At 40.6% G+C, this 21169-nt stretch carries 20 protein-coding genes; 9 read left to right on the top strand and 11 right to left on the bottom strand.

Annotated elements, in window-relative coordinates; genetic code table 11:
* Positions 1–5: 5 nt before the first annotated feature.
* From ACNSN3_RS15345 to lptM, 5 genes are all read right to left on the bottom strand, one after another.
* Positions 6–950 (bottom strand): tyrosine recombinase XerC, encoded by a 945-nt coding sequence (locus ACNSN3_RS15345; RefSeq protein WP_418608022.1) that lies wholly within the window; start codon positions 948–950, stop codon positions 6–8.
* The gene (locus ACNSN3_RS15350; RefSeq protein WP_010392634.1) at positions 947–1558 is read right to left on the bottom strand and encodes a DUF484 family protein; all 612 of its coding nucleotides are present in this window, start codon (positions 1556–1558) and stop codon (positions 947–949) included. Before ACNSN3_RS15350 ends, ACNSN3_RS15345 begins: the two co-directional genes overlap by 4 nt.
* Positions 1555–2385 carry a diaminopimelate epimerase gene (dapF, locus tag ACNSN3_RS15355; protein WP_008109029.1) on the bottom strand — a complete coding sequence of 277 codons (831 nt, stop codon included), beginning with the start codon at positions 2383–2385 and terminating at the stop codon, positions 1555–1557. The genes ACNSN3_RS15350 and dapF overlap by 4 nt, the downstream gene beginning before the upstream one ends.
* Positions 2386–2449: 64 nt before the next feature.
* Positions 2450–3703 (bottom strand): diaminopimelate decarboxylase, encoded by a 1254-nt coding sequence (gene lysA, locus ACNSN3_RS15360; RefSeq protein WP_054202878.1) that lies wholly within the window; start codon positions 3701–3703, stop codon positions 2450–2452.
* Positions 3704–3883 carry an LPS translocon maturation chaperone LptM gene (gene lptM, locus ACNSN3_RS15365; RefSeq protein ID WP_054202877.1) on the bottom strand — a complete coding sequence of 60 codons (180 nt, stop codon included), beginning with the start codon at positions 3881–3883 and terminating at the stop codon, positions 3704–3706.
* Between the two features lie 148 nt (positions 3884–4031).
* Here lptM and cyaY point away from each other — a divergent pair, with 148 nt between their 5' ends.
* The 8 genes from cyaY to add all read left to right on the top strand — a co-directional run bounded on the left by cyaY (position 4032) and on the right by add (position 13710).
* The gene (cyaY, locus tag ACNSN3_RS15370) at positions 4032–4355 is read left to right on the top strand and encodes an iron donor protein CyaY (protein WP_008109036.1); all 324 of its coding nucleotides are present in this window, start codon (positions 4032–4034) and stop codon (positions 4353–4355) included.
* Entirely contained in the window at positions 4352–5008 is a 657-nt protein-coding gene (locus ACNSN3_RS15375; RefSeq protein WP_008109038.1) for an alpha/beta hydrolase, read from the top strand. Before cyaY ends, ACNSN3_RS15375 begins: the two co-directional genes overlap by 4 nt.
* A 23-nt stretch (positions 5009–5031) precedes the next feature.
* The gene (locus ACNSN3_RS15380; RefSeq protein WP_418608025.1) at positions 5032–5937 is read left to right on the top strand and encodes a DUF2914 domain-containing protein; all 906 of its coding nucleotides are present in this window, start codon (positions 5032–5034) and stop codon (positions 5935–5937) included.
* Between the two features lie 59 nt (positions 5938–5996).
* Entirely contained in the window at positions 5997–6935 is a 939-nt protein-coding gene (gene hemC / locus ACNSN3_RS15385; protein WP_418608027.1) for a hydroxymethylbilane synthase, read from the top strand.
* The gene (locus ACNSN3_RS15390; protein WP_418608029.1) at positions 6935–8773 is read left to right on the top strand and encodes a uroporphyrinogen-III C-methyltransferase; all 1839 of its coding nucleotides are present in this window, start codon (positions 6935–6937) and stop codon (positions 8771–8773) included. Before hemC ends, ACNSN3_RS15390 begins: the two co-directional genes overlap by 1 nt.
* Entirely contained in the window at positions 8770–9876 is a 1107-nt protein-coding gene (locus ACNSN3_RS15395; protein ID WP_010392648.1) for a heme biosynthesis HemY N-terminal domain-containing protein, read from the top strand. The genes ACNSN3_RS15390 and ACNSN3_RS15395 overlap by 4 nt, the downstream gene beginning before the upstream one ends.
* Before the next feature lie 46 nt (positions 9877–9922).
* Complete coding sequence (locus tag ACNSN3_RS15400; RefSeq protein ID WP_138622461.1) at positions 9923–12589, top strand: ATP-binding protein; 2667 nt, start codon at positions 9923–9925, stop codon at positions 12587–12589.
* A 119-nt stretch (positions 12590–12708) separates the two neighbouring features.
* Positions 12709–13710 carry an adenosine deaminase gene (gene add / locus ACNSN3_RS15405; protein ID WP_008109049.1) on the top strand — a complete coding sequence of 334 codons (1002 nt, stop codon included), beginning with the start codon at positions 12709–12711 and terminating at the stop codon, positions 13708–13710.
* 66 nt (positions 13711–13776) lie between these two features.
* Here add and ACNSN3_RS15410 read toward each other — a convergent pair whose 3' ends face one another.
* The 5 genes from ACNSN3_RS15410 to ACNSN3_RS15430 all read right to left on the bottom strand — a co-directional run bounded on the left by ACNSN3_RS15410 (position 13777) and on the right by ACNSN3_RS15430 (position 19073).
* Entirely contained in the window at positions 13777–14190 is a 414-nt protein-coding gene (locus tag ACNSN3_RS15410; RefSeq protein ID WP_054202871.1) for a CBS domain-containing protein, read from the bottom strand.
* A 159-nt stretch (positions 14191–14349) separates the two neighbouring features.
* Complete coding sequence (fre, locus tag ACNSN3_RS15415; protein WP_418608031.1) at positions 14350–15063, bottom strand: NAD(P)H-flavin reductase; 714 nt, start codon at positions 15061–15063, stop codon at positions 14350–14352.
* Between the two features lie 95 nt (positions 15064–15158).
* Entirely contained in the window at positions 15159–16625 is a 1467-nt protein-coding gene (gene ubiD / locus ACNSN3_RS15420) for a 4-hydroxy-3-polyprenylbenzoate decarboxylase (RefSeq protein WP_418608033.1), read from the bottom strand.
* 71 nt (positions 16626–16696) lie between these two features.
* A complete protein-coding gene (locus ACNSN3_RS15425) occupies positions 16697–18727 on the bottom strand; it encodes a methyl-accepting chemotaxis protein (protein ID WP_418608035.1) in 2031 nt (676 codons plus the stop codon).
* 67 nt (positions 18728–18794) lie between these two features.
* Positions 18795–19073: an MliC family protein gene (locus ACNSN3_RS15430; protein WP_010392663.1), complete on the bottom strand. Its 279-nt coding sequence runs from the start codon at positions 19071–19073 to the stop codon at positions 18795–18797.
* Positions 19074–19190: 117 nt separating this feature from the next.
* Here ACNSN3_RS15430 and ACNSN3_RS15435 point away from each other — a divergent pair, with 117 nt between their 5' ends.
* Positions 19191–20093: a DUF808 domain-containing protein gene (locus ACNSN3_RS15435; protein WP_418608037.1), complete on the top strand. Its 903-nt coding sequence runs from the start codon at positions 19191–19193 to the stop codon at positions 20091–20093.
* A gap of 21 nt (positions 20094–20114) precedes the next feature.
* Here the strand turns inward: ACNSN3_RS15435 and ACNSN3_RS15440 are convergent, their stop codons facing one another.
* A complete protein-coding gene (locus ACNSN3_RS15440; protein ID WP_418608039.1) occupies positions 20115–21056 on the bottom strand; it encodes a tetratricopeptide repeat protein in 942 nt (313 codons plus the stop codon).
* Between the last annotated feature and the right edge of the window lie 113 nt (positions 21057–21169).

Here is a 21169-nt window from a genome sequence, read left to right on the forward strand (position 1 = left end):
CTGCTCTAATCGGTTCTTTTTTTAGCACGTGGGTGGGTGTTATCGTACACCTTGGCTAAGTGCTGAAAATCTAAATGAGTATAAACTTGGGTTGCAGATAAACTACTGTGGCCTAATAACTCTTGCACTGCTCGTAAATCCCCAGACGACTCTAAAATATGCGACGCAAATGAGTGGCGTAATTTATGCGGATGAACTTGCGAGCTAATACCTTGCTTTATCCCCCATTCTTGCATACGCAAACGAACTTGGCGTACAGAAATACGGCTTTTTTTGCTACTCAAAAATACTGCATGTTCATCTGAGCCCATAAATAGTGGGCGAACTGCTAGCCAATTGTTTAACGCCTCAAGTGCTTTAGAGCCAACCGGTATTAGGCGTTCTTTTGCGCCTTTGCCCCGCACTAATATTTCACCGCTACGAGTGTTTATATCTTGCATGTTAGCGCCAACTAACTCACTAATGCGTAAGCCTGATGAATACATCAGTTCCATCATCGCTTTATCACGAATGGCAAGTGGATCATCATCGGGTATTTCGAGTAAACGAGCCATTTGGTCAACATCAAGGTTTTTAGGTAAAGGCCGCGCAAATTTAGGGCCTTTTATGCCCTGTGCCGGATTATGGTAATGCGCTTGCTCAGTAATATTTTTTGCTTTTAAAAATTTATACAAACTACGTATGCAGCTTAATTTTAAGCTGATTGTTCTGCCACTTAATTGTTTTGTCCGCAGTGCCATACTGTAACGACGAATATGCTCACTTTGTACCGCAAACCAATTGTCGCACAGTTTATTAAAATACAAGGCGGCAAAACCTAATTGGCTGACATACTGATTAACGGTGTGCGCTGAATATTGACGTTCAAATTTTAAGTAATCACTAAATAATGTAATGGGTGTACGCCAGCTATCGCTTAAGTCGCTTATATTTGGCGCGTTATCGCTCATGCCAGTTCCAGTAACCGTATTTGCAATGAGCGCACAAAATCTAATACAAATAAGTTATCTTGTGAGGGCTCAAAGTGGTTTTCATCGTGGCTGCCAAAAGCCAAAATTGCGTAGGGGTTACTCGGCTCACCAATTAAATAAAGTGCGGTCGATTGGGTATCATTGTTGAAGAGTAAGTCGCGTTCTTGCTGATTTACACGGCCTAAATAATGATTACTATCTGACAGTCTATGCTTTACTAACTCTTCAAAGGCATTATCGTATCTAACGAGTTTGCATTCATTAATAGTCGGGCTCATACAAATAATATTGCGTAAGTTACTGGCCAGTGTATTAAAGTCGTAATTACTCCACAGCTGTCGGTGACATTGGCTAAATAAACGATAAACCAGTTCATTCTGGGTCGCATTTTTGCTCATGCTGTCTATTTGATTTTTTAGCTGTGTATTGTGCTCGCGTAATTGGCGCTGCTGAATATGCACTAATGAAGTAGCACCCTGTACTTGCTGTTGTAACTCAAGTTGCGCTAACAGCTTAGGTTGCTCAATTAAAAAATCAGGATGCTGTTGTAAGTAATCTATTACTTGCTGTTTAGTTAATTCACTCATAGTGCAACTTGCCCATCAAATACATGTTCAGCGGGACCTGTCATACGCACTGGATGGCCCTCGCCACTCCAGCGCACTTGTAAGCTACCGCCGGGTAAATCAACTTGTACTGTACTGGTGAGCTTATTTTGGATAAAACCAATCACCATGGCAGCACACGCGCCGGTACCGCAAGCAAGTGTTTCGCTTACACCACGCTCCCATACTCTGAGTTTAATGTGCTCTTGAGAGATAACCTGCATAAAGCCAATGTTCGCGCGTTGTGGAAAACGCTCATGGTTTTCAAGCAACGGGCCTAGGGTATCCACTTGGGCTGTTTCTATATCGTCTACTTCCATTACGCAATGAGGGTTACCCATAGATACGGCACCACTAAAAACGGTATGCTCTTCTGCGCGAATAATATAAGTCAGCTCACGTTTGGTTGCTTTGAGTGGAATTTTATTTGGCTCAAAATTAGGGTGACCCATATTAACGGTTACTTGACCGTCTTTTTCAATATACAGGGTGAGATTACCAGACTTAGTCGACACGCTGATTTTATGTTTATTGGTTAAGCCTTTCATGCGTACAAAGCGGGCAAAGCAGCGCGCACCGTTACCACATTGTTCTACTTCGTGGCCGTCAGCGTTAAAAATACGATAGTGAAAATCGAGATCGGGTGAGTAAGGGGCTTCAACCATCAGTAGTTGGTCAAACCCAATGCCGAAATGGCGATCGGCCAGCTTTTTGATTTGATCACGGGATAAAAAAACGTTTTGTGTAATGTTATCAATCACAACAAAGTCGTTACCTAAGCCGTGCATTTTGGAAAAATTAACTAACATAGCGCTCTAATTCGGTTTTGCTCTGTGCTAATCATGCCACAGAGCAGCTAGTTGGCAAAAACGTTTATGGTAAAACTTTCTCACCTTGGTATAAGCTTTCGATAGTTTCGCGTTCGCGAATAAGGTGATGTTGCTCACCATCGACCATTATTTCGGCAACTCGTGGACGTGAGTTATAATTTGAGCTCATGGTAAAACCATAGGCTCCAGCGCTTCGCTGTACTAACAAATCACCTTGTTTGAGTGCCAGTGGTCGGTCTTTACCTAAAAAGTCACCGGTTTCACACACCGGGCCAACCACGTCATAGTTGTGGGTAGGTGTTTCGTCATCACGCACTGATACAGGAATAATTTTTTGCCATGCTTGATACAGTGATGGGCGTAACATGTCGTTCATACCCGCATCTACAATCGCAAAATACTTGTCTTGGTTTTGTTTAATAAACTCAACTTGTGTTACTAAAATCCCCGCGTTTGCGGCAATGGCTCGCCCGGGCTCAAAAATCAGTTCTAGGTGACGGTAATTTGCAAGGCGCTGCGTTACTTGTGCTGCATATTCACTTGGGTGTGGAGGTTGTTCGTCGTCGTAGGTTACTCCAAGGCCTCCACCTATATCTAAATGGCTTAGCTCAATACCTGCATTTTTTAATTCATCAATTAATGCCAGTAGTTTATCAAGCGCCTCTAAAAACGGTTTGGTTTGTGTAAGCTGTGAGCCAATATGGCAATCTACGCCAACAATCGTTAAGCCAGGTAATGATGCCGCATGTTGATACACACTTAATGCAGACTCGATTCCAATACCAAACTTATTTTCTTTAAGTCCAGTAGAAATATACGGATGTGTTTTGGCATCAATATCGGGATTAACACGAATAGAAATTGGCGCGTCTAAATTAAGCTCGCAGGCCACTTCTGAAATGCGCTCAAGCTCTGAAATTGACTCAACATTAAAACATTTAATGCCTAACTCTAACGCATAAGCAATTTCGTCAGCCGTTTTAGCAACCCCAGAAAATACCACTTTGTTAGCAGCGCCTCCGGCTTTTATCACCCGTGCTAATTCGCCTTTTGAGACAATATCAAAACCCGCTCCAAGTCGTGCCAATATGTTTAACACCGCAATATTTGAATTTGCTTTAACGGCATAACACACTAGGCTTTTGTGATCTTGAGTCGCATTAGCAAACGCTAAATAATGGCGTTCAAACGTGGCTCTGGAATACACATAACACGGCGTACCATAGTGCTGTGCAATGGTTGCTACGCTGACATCTTCAGCAAATAGTTGGTTGTTTTTATAATTAAAAAAATCCATTTACTGCTCCTGTTGTTGCTCGGCGGGTGTTTGTTTGTTAGGAATGTCAGTTGGCTGCTTTTGTTCAGCAGGCTGCTCGGGTAAGTACAGCGGGCCGCTTTGGCCACAGCCAGCTAATGCACACAACAATACGGTGCTGATTAATAGTTGTTTTAATTGTAAGGTATATGTCGCTTTCATTAGATTAATACGGTTGCTGGCTTTATAATCGCAGAGTAACAGAATATCTAAAAAATGCAGCTATTCGCGGATGATTTTATTCCTGTTACACTAGCTCTATAAACATGCACCCATTATTTAGGCGCCTCGCCTGCAAAGGAAATTAACGATGACTGATCACGAATATCACCAGTTAGCAGAAGCTCTTATGTTCACTATTGAAGAACAAGTTGATGATTGTGAAGCAGATTTAGATTATGAATCGGCTCAAGGTATTTTAGAAATTATTTTTCCAGATCGCAGTAAGATTGTGATTAATAAGCAAGCACCTTTGCACCAAGTATGGGTAGCAACAAAATTTAATGGTCACCATTTTGAAATGCGTGATGGGCAATGGATTGATAACCGCTCGGGTGCAGAGTTTTGGAGCTTCATTAACGAAGCGTCTACACGCCAAGCGGGTCAAGAAATTAAATGGCAATCAACACTATGAGTTTAGGGTTTGTAGAATACCCAGCGCAAAGCGCCCATAAAGCCACGGTGATTTGGCTGCATGGCTTAGGTGATTCAGGTGATGGTTTTGCACCTGTTGCCCCGCAGCTCGACTTACCTACTGAGTTAGGAGTGCGTTTTATTTTTCCGCACGCGCCTATGCAGGCTGTTACAGTTAATGGCGGTATGCAAATGCGCTCATGGTACGACATTAAATCTATGGATTTAGATAAACGTGCCGATGAGCAAGGGGTTAGAGAATCAGCTGCAAAAGTTGAGCAACTCATTACACAAGAAATTGCTAACGGCATACCTGCCAGTAAAATTATTTTAGCGGGCTTTTCGCAAGGTGGTGTTGTATCTCTGCATTTAGCACCGCGTTTAGAACAAAAGCTGGCTGGTGTAATGGCGCTGTCAACCTACATGTGTGTGCCACATAAATTGGCAGATGAAGCAAAACAAACACAGTTAAATATATTTATGGCTCATGGTAGCCAAGATGACGTTGTACCGCATAGCGCGGGTAGAAGTGCGTTCGAAGTATTATCAACGCATAACATGGATGTAAGTTGGCAAGAATACCCAATGGGGCATCAGGTTTGTACACAAGAGTTACAAGCTGTGCGCCAATGGTTAATTTCTCGCTTAAGTTAGTTTAGGAGCCGCTGAGGGTCAAAATGAGTCAAAAAATAGTAATAACAGCAAATGTAAAACGTGAACCACAGGTAAGCGAACCTAACGTGAGCTATGAGTGGCATTGGCGTCGGATTGTGAGTATTTCTATGTTGGTGATTATGATCTCTGCAGCGGTTATTTACGGCCTGTCTAGCGCCGTGAATGCTGATCAAGGGACGTCGCATCCTAATGAGCAGCTTGATTTTACTGAGCAACAAACAGCAATTGTGTCGCTAAGCGATGATAATGCAGCACCAGTAGAGAGTGAAAAAGCCATAGATGCAGATGAGGAGCAGGCAAGCAGTGTCGCGATTGCAGACCCTAAAACCTTTTCCTCAGTTGAGCAAAAATCAGCTTCTATTACTGAACCGGTACCATCGGAGCCTGAAGTTCAACAAAGTATTATTAAGCAAGAAGTAGAGCCAACGATCACTGCTGAGCCTGAAGAAGCAACCATTGCAGCAATAGACACTCAAGACCCTGAAGTTGAGACTGTTAGGGCAAAGCCAGTTGAGCAAAAGAAATTTGCTGCATCCGCACACATTGCTAGTGTAGCTGTGGGAGCCAAAATAGATACAGCCACAATTAGCCGTGCAGTTCTGACTCGCAGTGTCAGTAACCGTGAGCCAACCAATGTATTTGCCGCCGATGTGCGTTTGAATCAATTTGAAGAGTCGCTGTCATTTTTTAGTGAGCTTAAAAACTTACAGGGACAGCAGGTAAAACATGTGTGGTTATTTGAAGGTGAAATAATGGCTGAAGTGGCGCTTAAGGTCACTTCTCCGCGTTACAGAACGTACTCAACTAAAAATATTATGGATACTCAATTAGGGCATTGGCGCGTTGATGTAGTTGATGAAAACGGGCTGCTCATCGCTCAAAAAGAATTTAGAGTTTTAGCAAATTAAATAGCCTTAGATTGAATAAGTTTTAATTCTAAAAGCTAGTAATTATTAATGGATATTTTATGACTGAAAAAACAAAGTTAGTTCGCATTGCCACTCGTAAAAGTGCATTGGCACTCTGGCAGGCTGAATTTGTAAAAGCGCAGCTAGAGCATTTTCATGATGACGTGCGTGTAGAGCTCGTGCCAATGTCGACTCAAGGTGACATTATTCTAGATACACCGCTAGCTAAAATTGGCGGCAAAGGTTTATTTGTAAAAGAGTTAGAGCAAGCCATGCTAGATGGCCGTGCAGATATTGCAGTGCATTCAATGAAAGATGTGCCGGTAGAGTTTCCGGATGATTTAGAGTTACACACTATTTGTGAGCGTGAAGATCCGCGTGATGCGTTTGTATCAAATAACTTTGCCAATATTGATGCGCTACCACAAGGCGCTATTGTGGGGACTTCAAGTTTACGTCGCCAGTGTCAAGTTAGAGCGATGCGTCCGGATTTAGAAATTCGTGACTTACGTGGCAATGTAAATACACGTTTAGCTAAGCTTGATAGCGGCCAATATGATGCCATTATACTCGCTGCTGCAGGCCTAATTCGTTTAGAAATGGGCGAGCGTATTCGTGACTTTATTGAACCAGAAGTCTCGTTACCTGCTAATGGCCAAGGCGCCGTAGGCATTGAGTGTCGTATAGATGATACCGTGACGAAAGCATTGTTAGCGCCGCTTGAGCATAACGAAACACGTATTCGTGTTAACGCTGAGCGTGCAATGAACCGCCATTTAGAAGGGGGCTGCCAAGTGCCAATTGGTGCTTATGCATTGGTTGAGGGTGACCAAGTACACTTACGTGGTTTGGTCGGTGCGATTGATGGCAGTGAAATTTTACGCGATGAAATTAGCGGTCACGTTGATGATGCTGAAAAGTTAGGTGTAGAGCTGGCTAAAAAATTATTAGCACAAGGCGCAGATAAAATTCTAGCTGACGTATATCGAGACGCATAATGAAACATATCTTGATAACTCGGCCCGAAGGAAAAGGCGCAGCCCTTGCAGAGCAACTTGAGCAAGCGGGTTATCAAGCGTCTTTATATCCAGTTTTAAAAATAACCTACTTAATGCCAACAAACGTTGAATTAAGCCCGCTGGTGAACGCTGACAAAATTATTTTTGTTTCACAGGATGCGGTGCATGCATTAAATGCACTTAAGCCTGCTATTAATACCAAAGCACAGTTTTATGGGGTTGGGCAACAAACAGCTGATACTATTTATGAAGTATTTGGTGTGCGTGCCGCACTACCAAAACAACATGACTCTGAGGGATTACTCGCGCTTAAGTCTTTGGCTGATGTTGATGGCAGTAATATTGTGTTGGTCAAAGGTATTGGCGGGCGACCTGAAATAGCAAAAACCTTGAAGCAACGTGGTGCTTATTTAAATAATTGTGTGGTGTATCAACGTGAGCCAGTAGAGCCTAGCTCAGCTAACTGGATAGACCACTGGCAAAGCCATAATGTACACGGTATAGTCATTACAAGTAATGCTGCAGTTGACGCCATATTTAATACTATCTCGGCGGCGCAACTAACATGGTTACAACAGTGCGAATTTTACGTTGCCAGTGAGCGCATAGGTACTTATTTACAGCAACAAAAAATAAATTCGACCCATATACATACTGCGGCAGGAGCTAGCGACCACGCTATGTTTACCTGCATTAATCAGCAAGGTAGCAAAATGAGTGAACAGTCAGCGACGTCAAAAGTAGAAAAATCAGCGCAGCCAACAGCAAAAAACACCTCTAATACGACTAAAAGTGACTCTGTAAATGCGAATAACCAAACGCAGAGCGCTCCTCAAAAAGTAAGTAAAGTAGGTAGCGTTGCGTTAGTGATTTCCTTGCTTGTTGCCAGCGGTGTGGGTTATGAGTTTTATCAAAAGCTTAATGCCAGTAAAGTGCAAAGTTTAGCAGTTAATACGCTGACAGAACAAAATAAAATGCTACAACAAGAGCTGCAAGCGCTTAAATCTGAGCAGCTTAGTTTGCAGCAAGCGTTGCTTAATAGCGAAGAACAAATCGCTATGGCACTCAATGAAAACTCTGTAAAAAATCAACAAGCATTAAAAGCCGCGCTGCAAAAGGTGCAACAAAGTGGTAATACATTAAATCCACAAGAGGTCACCAGCTTGCAACGCATGGCTGAATTTAAACTGTGGGCAGAACAAGATTACCCAGGCACCAGTGCCGTGCTTAAACGTTTAGATTCATTGTTAAGCGACCATTCTGGTACGCTTGAGTTGCGTCAAGCAATTACACAAGACATACAAACACTCGACAATATTAAACCCGTTGCGACAGAAGCGATTTATTTACAATTAAACAGCGTAATAAAGCGTATTGATGACTTGGTATTTAATGCGGTTAATTTGCCTGAAGAGGCGAGTATAAGTGATGAGAATGCACTCTCTGAAGATGTTAGTGATTGGCAACAAAACATTCTTAATAGTTGGAATAAAATAGTCGATAGCTTTATTACTATTCGCCATCATGAAGGCGTATTAATTGAGCCACTATTAACTGACCGAGAGCGTCATTTAATTACCCAGCGCATCAAGCTTAATATTACTCAGGCGCAAGACGCATTAATGGGTAAACAAGCTAGTATTTATTTTAACGCTTTGAATGATACAAAACGTTTGGTTAATGAATACTTTAAACAAGATGACGATGCAACAAAAGTGGTAATACAGACGTTAGCCAATCTTGAAAAAGAATCGCTTAACTTTAATCCTGAAGTGACACTGCAAAGCACTCAAAAAGTGAAGGAGTGGGCACAATGATAGGGCTGATTATTTTTATTGTCGCTATTGTGTTGGTGCTAGCGATTACCCCCTTTGTGTTAGATGAAAAAGGCTATGTGCTGATTTCATTTAACAATACCACCATAGAGGGCACAATTGTTTCGTTTTGTATTATGGCAGCACTGAGCGCAGCGGCTTTATATTTAACTTATAAGCTAGTGCGTTATTGTTTATCTATATACAGAAACACTAAGCATGGCTTTTTTGCGCGAAGCCAAGAGCGTAAACATGCGGCAATAGAGCAAGCATTGTGGAGCCTCATTAATGATGATTACGAGCAAGTAGAAAGTGCACTATCAAGCAATAGTGTGCCTGCTAAATTTGACGATATACGTTTAGCATTATTAGCAAAAGCCGCACTTGCAAATAATCAGCCAGATAAAGCGCTTGAGCGTTTATTTGAAATCAGCCCAGAGCAACAACTTAAAGTGGCTAAGTTATGGTTAGCTAGTGGCGACAGTAGTGTAATTGAGCCGCAAATACGGGTGGCTGCAGAATCTAAAAAAGCTACGGTACTTGATTTGAAGTTGTACACCGAAGTGTTAGTGCAACAACAGCATTTTAAATTGCTTGAAGACTTTTTACCGCGTTTATTACGCAAAAATGCCTTGAATGATACCCAATGGCAGCAAGTGTTTTTAGCTTATTTTGCTGCGCAAGCAAGTGATGAGTTAACCGCTAAATACCAACATTTAGGTAAAAAGTTGCAGGCGCATGCGCACACGGCTTATTTAACCCAAATGGCCAAAACAGGGCAGTTAGCAAGCATCGAAAATGAGCTAATTAAATTACTCAAGCAAAAACAGCATGATGAGCTGGCTTATATTTTAAGTGAAACTGCACCAAGTAATGCTTATAAGCTGCAATCAAGTATTCAAGAGCGACTAAAAAAAGATGAGCATAATAATGCGTTACTATTAGCGTTAGCGTGTTTAGCCAATGCACAAGGTGATTACGACTTAGCAGCACGTGTTTTTGACAAAGCACTCAATAGCGAAAATAAAGCACAGTATCGACAACAAGCGATATTAAGTTATGAGCACAGTGCACAATTAGATAAGGCACTTGTACTCTACCAATAATCAATTATAGTTATAAATCAATAATAAAAGCGCAGGAGCGACGGTTGTGAAAAATGTATTTACATTATCTTTTAGCCTCGCATGCGCTTATTTCTTTAGTGGTTATCTAAGTAACTTTTTATTTGCTGTTAACGGTTATGCGGTTGCCTCTTGGCCTCCGGCTGGTATTGCGCTGGCAAGCTTTTTACTATGGGGGCGTCGTGCTTATGCTGGCATTTTTGCCGGTGCGGTTTTTGTTAATTTAATTCACTTAGATAACTCCGCTGATATCTTAAATTGGCAAATATTAATCCAATCCCTCGGGGTTAGTTGCGCTATATTTTTTCAGGCTTGGCTTGGTGCATTCCTTATTACCAAAGTCATTAAAGCTCCCCTTAATTTATCTTCTTTAAAACTTAGTATTCAAAGCTTGGTGATTGGTGGGCCGCTATGTTGTGTCATAGCTGCTGGAGCAGGAACTAGTCTACTTGTTTTAAATCATTTTATTAGCACATCTGATGTCATCAGTACCTTTATTACTTGGTGGATAGGTGACTCAATTGGGGTGCTGATTTTTACCCCGTTAGTACTGGCTATATTTAACTATTCGCAGTTGCGTCATCGGCTACAAGTTATTTTACCTGCGTTACTTATTTACGCCATTATCAGTATTAGTTTTTATGGCGCGGCCAGTGTAAAAAAACAAAAAGACCTTCAAAAACAAGACGCCAAAGTACTAATGACGCAAAGTGCCATTAATCAGAAGTTAGATGAAGTGGCTGCTCATCTATCTTTGTTAGGTGCATTTTTAGCAAGTAGTGATCAAGTTAGCCTTGATGAGTTTAATCATTTCACCTCTAAGCAGTTGAGCTATAGTGAAGAGATTTTAGCGTTAAATTGGGTACCAATGATTACTGCCAAGTCTATTAATGATCCTGCTGAATGGGACAAAAGTATCGTTATAAAGCAAAGAATGGCGAATGGACAGTGGCAACAAGCACCCTTTAGCAATACTTATTACCCCATAAAATACATTTATCCTATAAAGAACACGCAAGATTTGTTGGGCTTCGATTTGAGCTCTGATATAGATATTCGCGATGCCCTTAATAAAGCAAAAATTCTTAATGAGTTGGTACTGAGTAAACCATTTAAGTTAGCCCCTACAGATGATGAATTAAGCGTGCTTTTTATTTCTCCTGTATTTGGTGCTCCTGATATTGAAGGGGATTTCAAAGGATTTGTGATTGCACTCGTTAACTTAGCTAAGTTGTCGCAGGTACTTTCATTTGATAGTAGTGGCGAAGTCGCGATTAGCTTTACTGATATAAATAAAGTAGATAATAAACAGACTCTTTATAGCGTTGAGCATGACTCAATGACGTTGCTAAAAGATTATCAGTTGTTAATTGGGCATCGGTTATGGCAGGTAGAAATATACCAACCTAAGACGGAGTCAACCTGGCTTATTTATTGGTTAGCACAGATAGTGGGAATGTTATTTGTTTGGCTATTGATTATGTTTTTAATTTCAGTGGTCGCCACCAATGTTCGTATACGCGAACAAGTGGCAAAGCAAACGCTGACTTTGCGTCAGGAAAAGCAAAAAGCCGATAAAGCCAGTGAGATAAAAAGTCAGTTTTTAGCCAATATGAGCCACGAAATTCGCACCCCAATTAATGGTATTAAAGGCATGCATTACTTAGCACTGCAACAGCGGGACTGGCCACTAGCAAAATCTTACATAGAGCAAGCTGATGGTGCGGTGAGCGTATTATTGAGAGTGCTTAATGATGTGCTCGATTTTTCAAAAATGGAGGCGGGTAAACTTGAGTTAGTGCAGGAACCTGTGGAGCTAAAGTCTCTAGCAAAAGAAGTTATGAGTTTAATGCAGTTTGAGGTCAGTAATAAGCCTTTGTCACTGCAAGTTGAGGTTGATCATGATGCTCCTTTAGTTGTTAATACCGATCCTATTCGTTTAAAGCAGGTGCTGCTGAACTTATTAAATAATGCCGTTAAGTTTACTGCTAAGGGCAGTGTAACATTAAAGATTTGGCAGTCAGCAAAAATGACTTATTTTAGTGTCAATGATACGGGGATTGGAATTAGTGAGGAGGCACAAAAACAGCTATTTAACCCATTCTCTCAGGCCGATAGTTCAACCTCACGCCAGTTTGGTGGCACAGGGCTTGGTTTAAGTATTTGTAAAAAATTAGTGGAACTGATGGGAGGAGCAATTGATTTAAAAAGTAGTGAAGGTCACGGCTCTACTTTTACCTTTAGTTTACCGCTTCATTCTCCGTTACCTAAAGCACAATATTATTCAGGTAAGTTAGATAAAATAGATATAAGCAACCTATCACTGGCGAAGTATCGCTTACTACTCGTTGAAGATAACCCATTAAATCAACATGTGGCTACCGCTATTTTAGAAACCAAGCAGGGTGTTGTTGATATTGCTAATAACGGACTTGAAGCGATTAAAATGCTAAGCGATAAAAGATACGACTTAGTATTAATGGATATTCAAATGCCACAAATGGATGGCTTAAAGGCAACGAAAGTGATTCGTAATGAATTAGGGTTTTTAGATTTACCTATTATTGGCCTATCTGCTAATGCGCACGAAGAAGATGCTAAAAAAGCGATTAACGTGGGGATGGATAACTATATAACAAAACCGATTGATGCAGATGCACTGTTTAAAATGATTTGGTTTTATTTATCACGTTAACTCTTTTTATATAAAAAGCAGACATAAGACCTCCAAGCGCTATTTTAAGTATTCTACACTTGAAATATTACTGTACCTGCGTATCATTCGCGCAATTTTAATTCAACCGAGTAGCTATTATGATCAATAGAAAAATACCTTTGCTAGATATTCACCGTCATTTAGATGGTAATGTACGCGCGCAAACCATACTAGAACTTGGTCGTCAGTTTAATATCGCTTTACCAGCGGACAATGTTGAAGCACTTATTCCTCATGTTCAGGTTATTGATCCTGAGCCAAACTTAATGGCATTTTTACAAAAGCTTGATTGGGGAGTGACGGTACTAGGCGATTACGATGCCTGTAGACGTATTGCGATAGAAAACATTGAAGATGCGCAAGCGCAGGGTCTTGATTATGTAGAGCTGCGTTTTAGTCCTTATTATATGGCTCAAAGCCAAGGGTTACACCCTCAAGGCGTTGTTGAAGCAGTGGTTGATGGTATCCGAAGTGCAACAAAAGATACTGATATAAAAGCAAACTTAATTGGTATTTTGTCTCGTACATACGGAGTTAAAACCTGTCAGCACGAGTTGGACGCGTTACTTGCCTTTAAAAATGATTTGGTTGCAGTGGATTTGGCCGGTGATGAAATTGGTTATCCTGGCGAGTTGTTTGTTGATCATTTTAAGCAAGTACGTGATGCATATTTGGCTGTTACTGTGCATGCTGGTGAAGCGTTAGGTGCTCCAAGTATTTGGCAAGCATTAAACGAGCTTGGCGCAAGCAGAATAGGCCATGGTGTTAAAGCGATTGAAGATCCAAAACTAATGGATTATTTACGCGATAACCGTATTGGTATTGAATCGTGCTTAACCAGTAATATTCAAACCAGTACAGTGAATGATTTAACCAAACACCCACTTAAGCAGTTTTTAGATCATGGTATTTTAGCTTGTCTTAACACGGATGACCCAGCTGTTGAAGGCATTGAAATTGAGTACGAGTACGCAGTGGCAGCACCAAAAGCAGGTTTGTCACAAGCCGATATGGAAAAAGCGCAAGCGAATGCGCTTGAAATTGCCTATTTAAGTGACGCTGATAAAAGCGCACTTAAAGCTAAAGTCGCACAGCGTTAAGTTGCTTATATTATCCAGAGTTCAGGTTATATAATTAAAAATGCCACTGTTTACAGTGGCATTTTTTTATATGTGCGCATTACAACTAACGTAATTATTATAAAGTGCTTTTAATATATCGGCACGGCTGATCATACCTACCACTACACCGCCATCGATTACGGGGTAATTTTTAGGTTTACCAGGCTTCATTTGTTCTGCTAATTCCATAATATTGGTATCGCCGTGCACGGTTACCACATCTGTTTGCATCAACTGCGATACTTTCACCATACCATCACAAAAATAACTACTTTGCATTAAGGGTTTAAGTAATTCTTGCTCTGAGATAAAGCCAACGAGCACCTTATTATCATCAAATACCGGCGCGCCTAGTAGTTTAAATTTTTCTAGCTCTGCTATGGCAGTGGTCATTTCTGTATTAGGGGTGATATGAGGCAACTTATGTTGCATAAAATCTTTTACTTTTGTATTTAACATTTAGGTTTCTCCCGCTTAATGTTCTGTACAAAGTATGGTTTATAGATTGGATTTTAGGAAATTGTTTATGTTGATGAGCTTAATAGGTAATAACAATCACAGTGCTAGCAATTAAAACAATTAAGGCACCCTAAGGTGCCTTAAAATAATGCGCTAATGTTACTTTATAAACGCGAATGCATCTGCGTACATGTTTTCACGAGTGGCGCCATGATTTATAAAATCATCACGTACTATGCCAATCATGTCAAAACGACCTGCCATGTAAATATCGTAAGGTTCTAACGAGATGATATCGTTCATCACCGCTTTATGAACATAACCAGTGTGGCCAGTCCAGCTGTCGGTAGGATGCTCTACGACAGGAATAAATTTAAAGTTTTCACGGCTATCTGCCCATGCTTGCATTTCGGTATGTGCATATAGCGCCGACTCTTCTTTTACTCCCCAGTAAAATAGCACCGGGCGCTCACAGTTGATTTCAGCTAAATGCTCGGCCATTGACTTTGCGTAAGAAAAACCAGTACCACCGGCGAGTAAAATAATCGGACGCTCGCACTGTAAACGCAGCTGAGAAATACCTAAACCTGCTTCAATAGTTACGGTTTGGTTCTCGTTGTGGGCATTACGAAGGTATTCTAATGATTGCATCGCGTAAGAGTCTGCGTTTGATGCGCCAATGTGTAATTCTAATGCATCAGTTTGTGAGGGGCGACTCGCGATTGAAAACGCACGTTTATCTTTTTCACCTAAAACCAACTGTAAATATTGACCAGCTTCAAATGCTACAGGCTGTTGCGGCTTTAAAATAACTTTATGAACAAATTCTGTTAGTGGGCTGATAGAAACAACTTCAGCGAGTAATGTTTGCATGTTTTACCTTAAATTAGCGGATACGCACTTTATTTGAGCAATAATAGCATATCCGCAGGGTGAGTTTATAGCCTAGAGGCCCTAGACCAAAGTCGTTAAAGAATATCTAAGCTATCCCAAAGCTCATCAACTCGATCCTTAGTGGCTTGATCCATTACAATAGGTTCGCCCCATTCTCGAGTTGTTTCACCAGGCCATTTATTTGTTGCATCCATACCCATTTTTGAACCTAGGCCAGATACGGGCGATGCAAAATCTAAATAATCAATTGGTGTGTTTTCAATTAACGTCGTGTCGCGAGCAGGGTCCATACGAGTAGTGATAGCCCAAATTACATCGTTCCAATCTCTAGCGTTAATATCATCATCACAGACAATAACAAACTTAGTGTACATAAATTGTCGTAGGAATGACCAAACCCCCATCATTACGCGCTTGGCGTGACCTGGATATTGTTTTTTCATTGTTACCACGGCCATACGGTACGAACAACCTTCTGGCGGTAAATAAAAATCGACAATTTCTGGAAATTGCTTTTGTAAGATTGGTACGAATACTTCGTTTAATGCCACCCCTAAAATCGCAGGCTCATCCGGCGGACGGCCAGTAAAAGTACTATGGTAAATAGGGTCTTTACGATGTGTAATATGAGTGACCGTCATAACTGGGAAGTCGTCGACTTCGTTGTAGTATCCTGTGTGGTCGCCATATGGACCTTCCGGCGCCATCTCTCCAGGCATGATATGCCCTTCAAGTACGATTTCTGCACTGGCTGGTACTTGTAAATCATTCGAGATTGACTTAACTACTTCAGTTTTACTACCACGTAGTAAACCTGCAAAGGCATATTCGCTTAACGTATCTGGAACGGGGGTAACAGCACCTAAAATAGTCGCAGGATCTGCACCTAATGCCACCGAAACAGGGTAGGGCTGGCCAGGGTGTTCTTTACACCACTCTTGAAAATCAAGCGCGCCACCGCGATGAGATAACCAACGCATAATGATTTTATTTTTACCCAATAGCTGTTGACGATAAATCCCTAAATTTTGGCGCTTTTTGTGAGGTCCTTTGGTAACGGTTAAACCCCAAGTAATCAAAGGTGCAGCATCGCCAGGCCAGCAGTGCTGAATAGGAAACTTAGTTAAGTCAACGTCGTTACCTTGTAAAATAACTTGTTGGCAGGGGGCTTTTTTAACTTCTTTAGCCGGCATATTAAGTACTTGCTTGAATACCGGAATTTGTCCGAGCGCTTCTTTAATGCCTTTTGGCGGCTCAGGCTCTTTTAGAAATGCGAGTAATTTTCCAACTTCACGTAATTCACTCACATCTTCTTGGCCCATACCCATAGCTACACGCTTTGGGGTACCAAACAAGTTAGCTAAAACGGGAATGTCGTACCCTTTAGGGTTTTCAAATAATAAAGCAGGGCCTTCTGCACGCAGTGTGCGGTCAGCAATTTCGGTCATCTCAAGATACGGGTCGATTTCTTGGCTGATGCGTTTTAACTCGCCTCGTTTCTCAAGTAAATCGATAAAATCGCGCAGATCTTTGTATTTCATTGTGGGCCGTTACTTAGCAAAAAGTTAAAAGTATTATACCCAGTTCATACAAGCCAAGTCATTAGCTGCGCTTAAAACTTAAAGCGCTCTACTGCACCTTTTAACGAGTGTGCAAGTTGGTTAACGTCTTCACTTTCGCTTGCTAGGGTCGTTGCATTGTTGGCATTTAAGGTGGCCTGCTCGGTTACCTTAGCCATTATTTGTTGAATATCGGTGCTGTTTGCCAGTTGTTCATGTGAGGCACTTGCAATCTCTTTACTCATGGCATTAACCGATACCAGCGTGCTCTTAATACGCTCAACGGCACTATTTAGTTCAGTACTGTTTTCAACGCAATGCTTAGCCTGTTGTTGGCCATCATTTATTTCAGTTTGAGTGGTTTGAGTATGCTGCTGTAGAGTGTTAATCATGGTGGTAATTTCGCTTGTAGAACTTTGTGTGCGGGCTGCAAGCGAGCGTACTTCATCGGCTACTACGGCAAAACCTCGACCATGTTCACCAGCACGTGCCGCTTCAATTGCGGCATTAAGTGCCAGTAAGTTAGTTTGCTCTGCAATACTGCTAATGGTATCGACAATGGCACCAATTAGTTGCGTATATTGAGCTAGTTCTTCTGTACTGCTTACTGCTCTATCTAAGCGGCTTAAAAGTGCTTCAATGCTTTGGCTATTATTATTTGCAATGTCGTTAACGTCATTGGCAAATTGCGAGGCATTAGTAATTTCATTAGAGGTGCTTTGCGCTTGTTCGTGTACGGCTTGAGAACTTTGCAACATTTGCTGTGCTAATGAGGTTGCTTGTGCACTACGTTCCAGCTGTTGCTTAGCAACAATGGTCATTTGCTGGCCTTTTTCGCTGGTTTGAATAGCTGAATTATCTAGTTCGTAAGCATCGTTACTAATGGCTTTTATTAAGTGAGTTAAATCATCACAAAGCTTATTAGTGTTATGCATCAGAGTACCAAATTCATCTTTACTGCGGGGGTTGCTACGCTTAGAAAAGTCACCTGAGGCTATATGAGCAAGTTCTTTGTTTACCTTTTTAAGCGGTTTTAGCATGGCGTTAGTAGTAAAAACTGAAATAATAATCAGCAAAGCAATTAAAACAAACGCAATAATAATCACTAAACTAGAGCCGGTATTAATCGCTGACTTAGCGCTCTCTTGTAGGGAGTTAAAGCGTATGTCAGCCAGTTTATTAAGCTCAATCAGTTGACTTTCAATACTAATAAATGCCTGTTGAAAGCTTTCAAACCGCTGATCAACTTTATCTTTATTATTGAGCACAGCATTTTGCAATGCATAAAGCCCATCAGGATTATTTAATAAGCTGCTTAAATCGTTAAACGCTGTAATTAGCTCATTAGCGTTGAGTTTATTAGCAATTTGGGCGGCTTGTTGCTCTAAGTAACTAAGATTAGATTTAATATTATCGAGTAAAAAAGAGGTATCTTGCTGATGATCGTTTATATTTTCTGAAGTTGTTATTTGCCCAATCCCTTTGACATTATTATTTAAAGTAAATAATAAATCATCAACACGAGTCGCAGTGCCAAATACTGCATTCAAAAGTGATTGCTGGTTGCTCTCAACGTTTATGAGCTCTATATCAAGCAAGCGGTTACTGAGTTCACGAAGCTGTTCATTAAACGTAATTGTTAGTGCTGCGGCTGAGCTTTGCGCCTTAAATCGTTGCTCTTTTGCTGCAAGCATTTGGTTGCTTATTGTATTTAGCTGGGCGAAGTCTTTGTTAATAGCTGTAAGAAGTGTTTGCATACCTTGCTGCTGGGCAACTTGTGCTTTTAGTGTTTCTAATTTACTAAAAAACTGCGTTTGTTCAGCGTGTGCCTGCTTTTTATTTTCCAGCAGTAAATTAAGTTTAGTTTGGCTATAAGCAATGGCATTAAATTTAGTGATAGAAAGGAGTGATAAACGAAGGTCTTTACTGGCTTGTTGTACAGGCACTGCCAACGCTTCTATACGTGTGTTAGTGATATTAATTTGATTTAGCGACCAGTAAAAAAATATGCAGCTAGTAAGCATTAACAAGCCAATGGCTGAAAAGGCTAAAATTATTTTATGTTTTATAGCGAGAGATTGCATAACTTTATCAACAATATTAAGACTTTTGTTAGTGTAGCAAGTTTTTTAATTTGATGTTAGTTATTGGTTAATTGCTGCTGCATTGGTATTTTTTGCCGTTAATTATTAGCATTGCTTGCTCTCCTTTACTCCAAAATAACACCTCTTGATTAATGTATTTACTGCCTGAAGCACTCACCTCATGATTCAATATGTAATCATGATCATAAAAGCTCAGCTTTGCTTGCTTGTTGCTAATAATATCAAGTTTTGCAGGTGCGTTATCGCAAACATAGTTATTTGTAACTGGCTGCTTATTGCATGCAGTCAAAGCTATTAGAGCAATAATAACGATAGCGTGTTTCATTGGCTGTGCCTTATTGAGTCCCTTGTTTAATTAAGAGCTTAACAAAGCTAAATTAACCGTTGGTGAAAATATAGCTTTACGTTATGTTTAAGATCTTATTTTTAGTTAGGAAATTTCATGGCTGGCACCAACCTTTTAACATTACTGGATGATATAACGACTTTGCTGGATGATATTGCGACCATGAGTAAAGTTGCGACAAAGAAAACAGCCGGAGTACTTGGTGATGATTTGGCACTTAATGCTCAGCAAGTTACTGGGGTTACTGCTGATAGGGAGCTGCCCGTTGTATGGGCAGTGGCAAAGGGGTCGTTTTTAAATAAAGCCATATTAGTCCCTGCTGCGTTATTAATTAGTGTGTGGTTGCCTTGGCTAATTACTCCACTTTTAATGATAGGTGGCTTATTTTTATGTTTTGAAGGCGCAGAAAAAATATTTTTATCTCATCATGCAGAAGCGACAGAAAGTGCTGAAAATTTAGACCTGGCAGAGTATGAAAAACAAAAAGTTAAAGGCGCCATTCGTACTGATTTTATTCTTTCCGCCGAAATTATTGTTATTACATTAGGCACGGTCGCAGGGGCGACATTAATGAACCAGGCGCTGGTATTGAGTGTGATTGCCATCATTATGACAATTGGTGTTTATGGACTGGTAGCAGGGATTGTAAAGCTTGATGATGCGGGCTTATATTTACTTAATCAATCCAAACTCTCCGCAAGTAAGTTTAGAGAATTACTCGGTAAAGCCTTATTAGCTGCAGCCCCACGGTTAATGCAGTTTTTAGCCTTTGCGGGCACAGTGGCAATGTTTTTAGTGGGTGGTGGAATTTTAGTACACGCAATTGAGCTTTTGCATCATACCCAAGTGGATGTAACTCATTATGCGCAGTCGGTTGCTGGTAGCACAGGAGAAATACTAGCCCCTTTAGTATTTGACGGACTGTTAGGAATAGGTGCTGGTTTGGTTCTTGTGATTGCGCATGTCGCTTATACTAAGTTATTTAAAGCAAATAAGTAGCGGTGGTAACGCTACTTTATTTTATTCGCACTTAGTTGTTTTGCATAGTTGCTCAAGTTCGTATTTAGCTTTGCTATTACCTTGAGCAATGGCTTTTTTATACCAATAAATCGCTTGCTGAATGTTCTTTTTTGTACCTTGTCCATCACGATACATTTGAGCAAGATTTAGTTGACCCCATTGTGAGCCTGAGTTTGCTGCTAGGTTAAAGCTTTCAAGCGCTTCGTTATATTGCTTATCTTTATAGTAAATAATCCCTTGCTGATTATTCTCATCGAGCTTTAAGCCTTTATAAAGAGGTTTAGGTTTAGGTGGAAACATCACAAACCCGCCATAAAGTGAATATGCTTGTGGGCGTAGCACGTCAAATATAATGTCATCTTCGTATAAACGTTTTATTTCATTACGAGGCAGAGTAATAGTTTGAGAAGAAAAGTAATCTCTTTGTACTAATAAACTTGCACGCATCGCTGTGGTAATGGCACTAGTGCGCTTATAGCTGTAATTACTCACCTGAAACGTTATAAATTGCTCATCAAAGCTGAGTACTTGCGCAACTTTTAAATTAGTGAGTGTCCATGGTTCGTGAGTGAACTTATCGGCTTTAACTAAATAGGTATCATAAGCTTTTGGGGAGGTTAAATAGCTTTGTTTTAGTGCTTCAGTGTTGAGGTGCTTTTGATAAAAAAATAACGCCCCCCATAGTAATAAAATTAATCCAATACAGTATTTTGGTAGGCTAAGCTTTTCAAACAGAGGTAACGTTTTAATATTGATAGCCTCACTATGTCCGCATTGATAGCACTCGCGTTTATAGCTTAACTTGATCGGAAATATAGGAAAAATGGTAAAGCGTAAAAAGCGGCTTTGATTAACTAAGTGATAGCTGTTGTTGTTGCAGTCAGGGCAGCACTGAACGTGTGTAAAATGAGGGAATGACTGACTAGTATTGAAAAGCAACATAATAAGGCTCCTTGTTAATTTACAACTTTAGAGCAAGTGATAAATTAGTAAAGCAGCAAACTGTAAGTAATTATGTCATATAGGATTAGTTTATATAGCCCATACTTTTTAAT

Source organism: Pseudoalteromonas sp. US3C1004, assembly GCF_048401065.1.
GTDB classification, from domain to species: Bacteria; Pseudomonadota; Gammaproteobacteria; order Enterobacterales; family Alteromonadaceae; genus Pseudoalteromonas; species Pseudoalteromonas undina.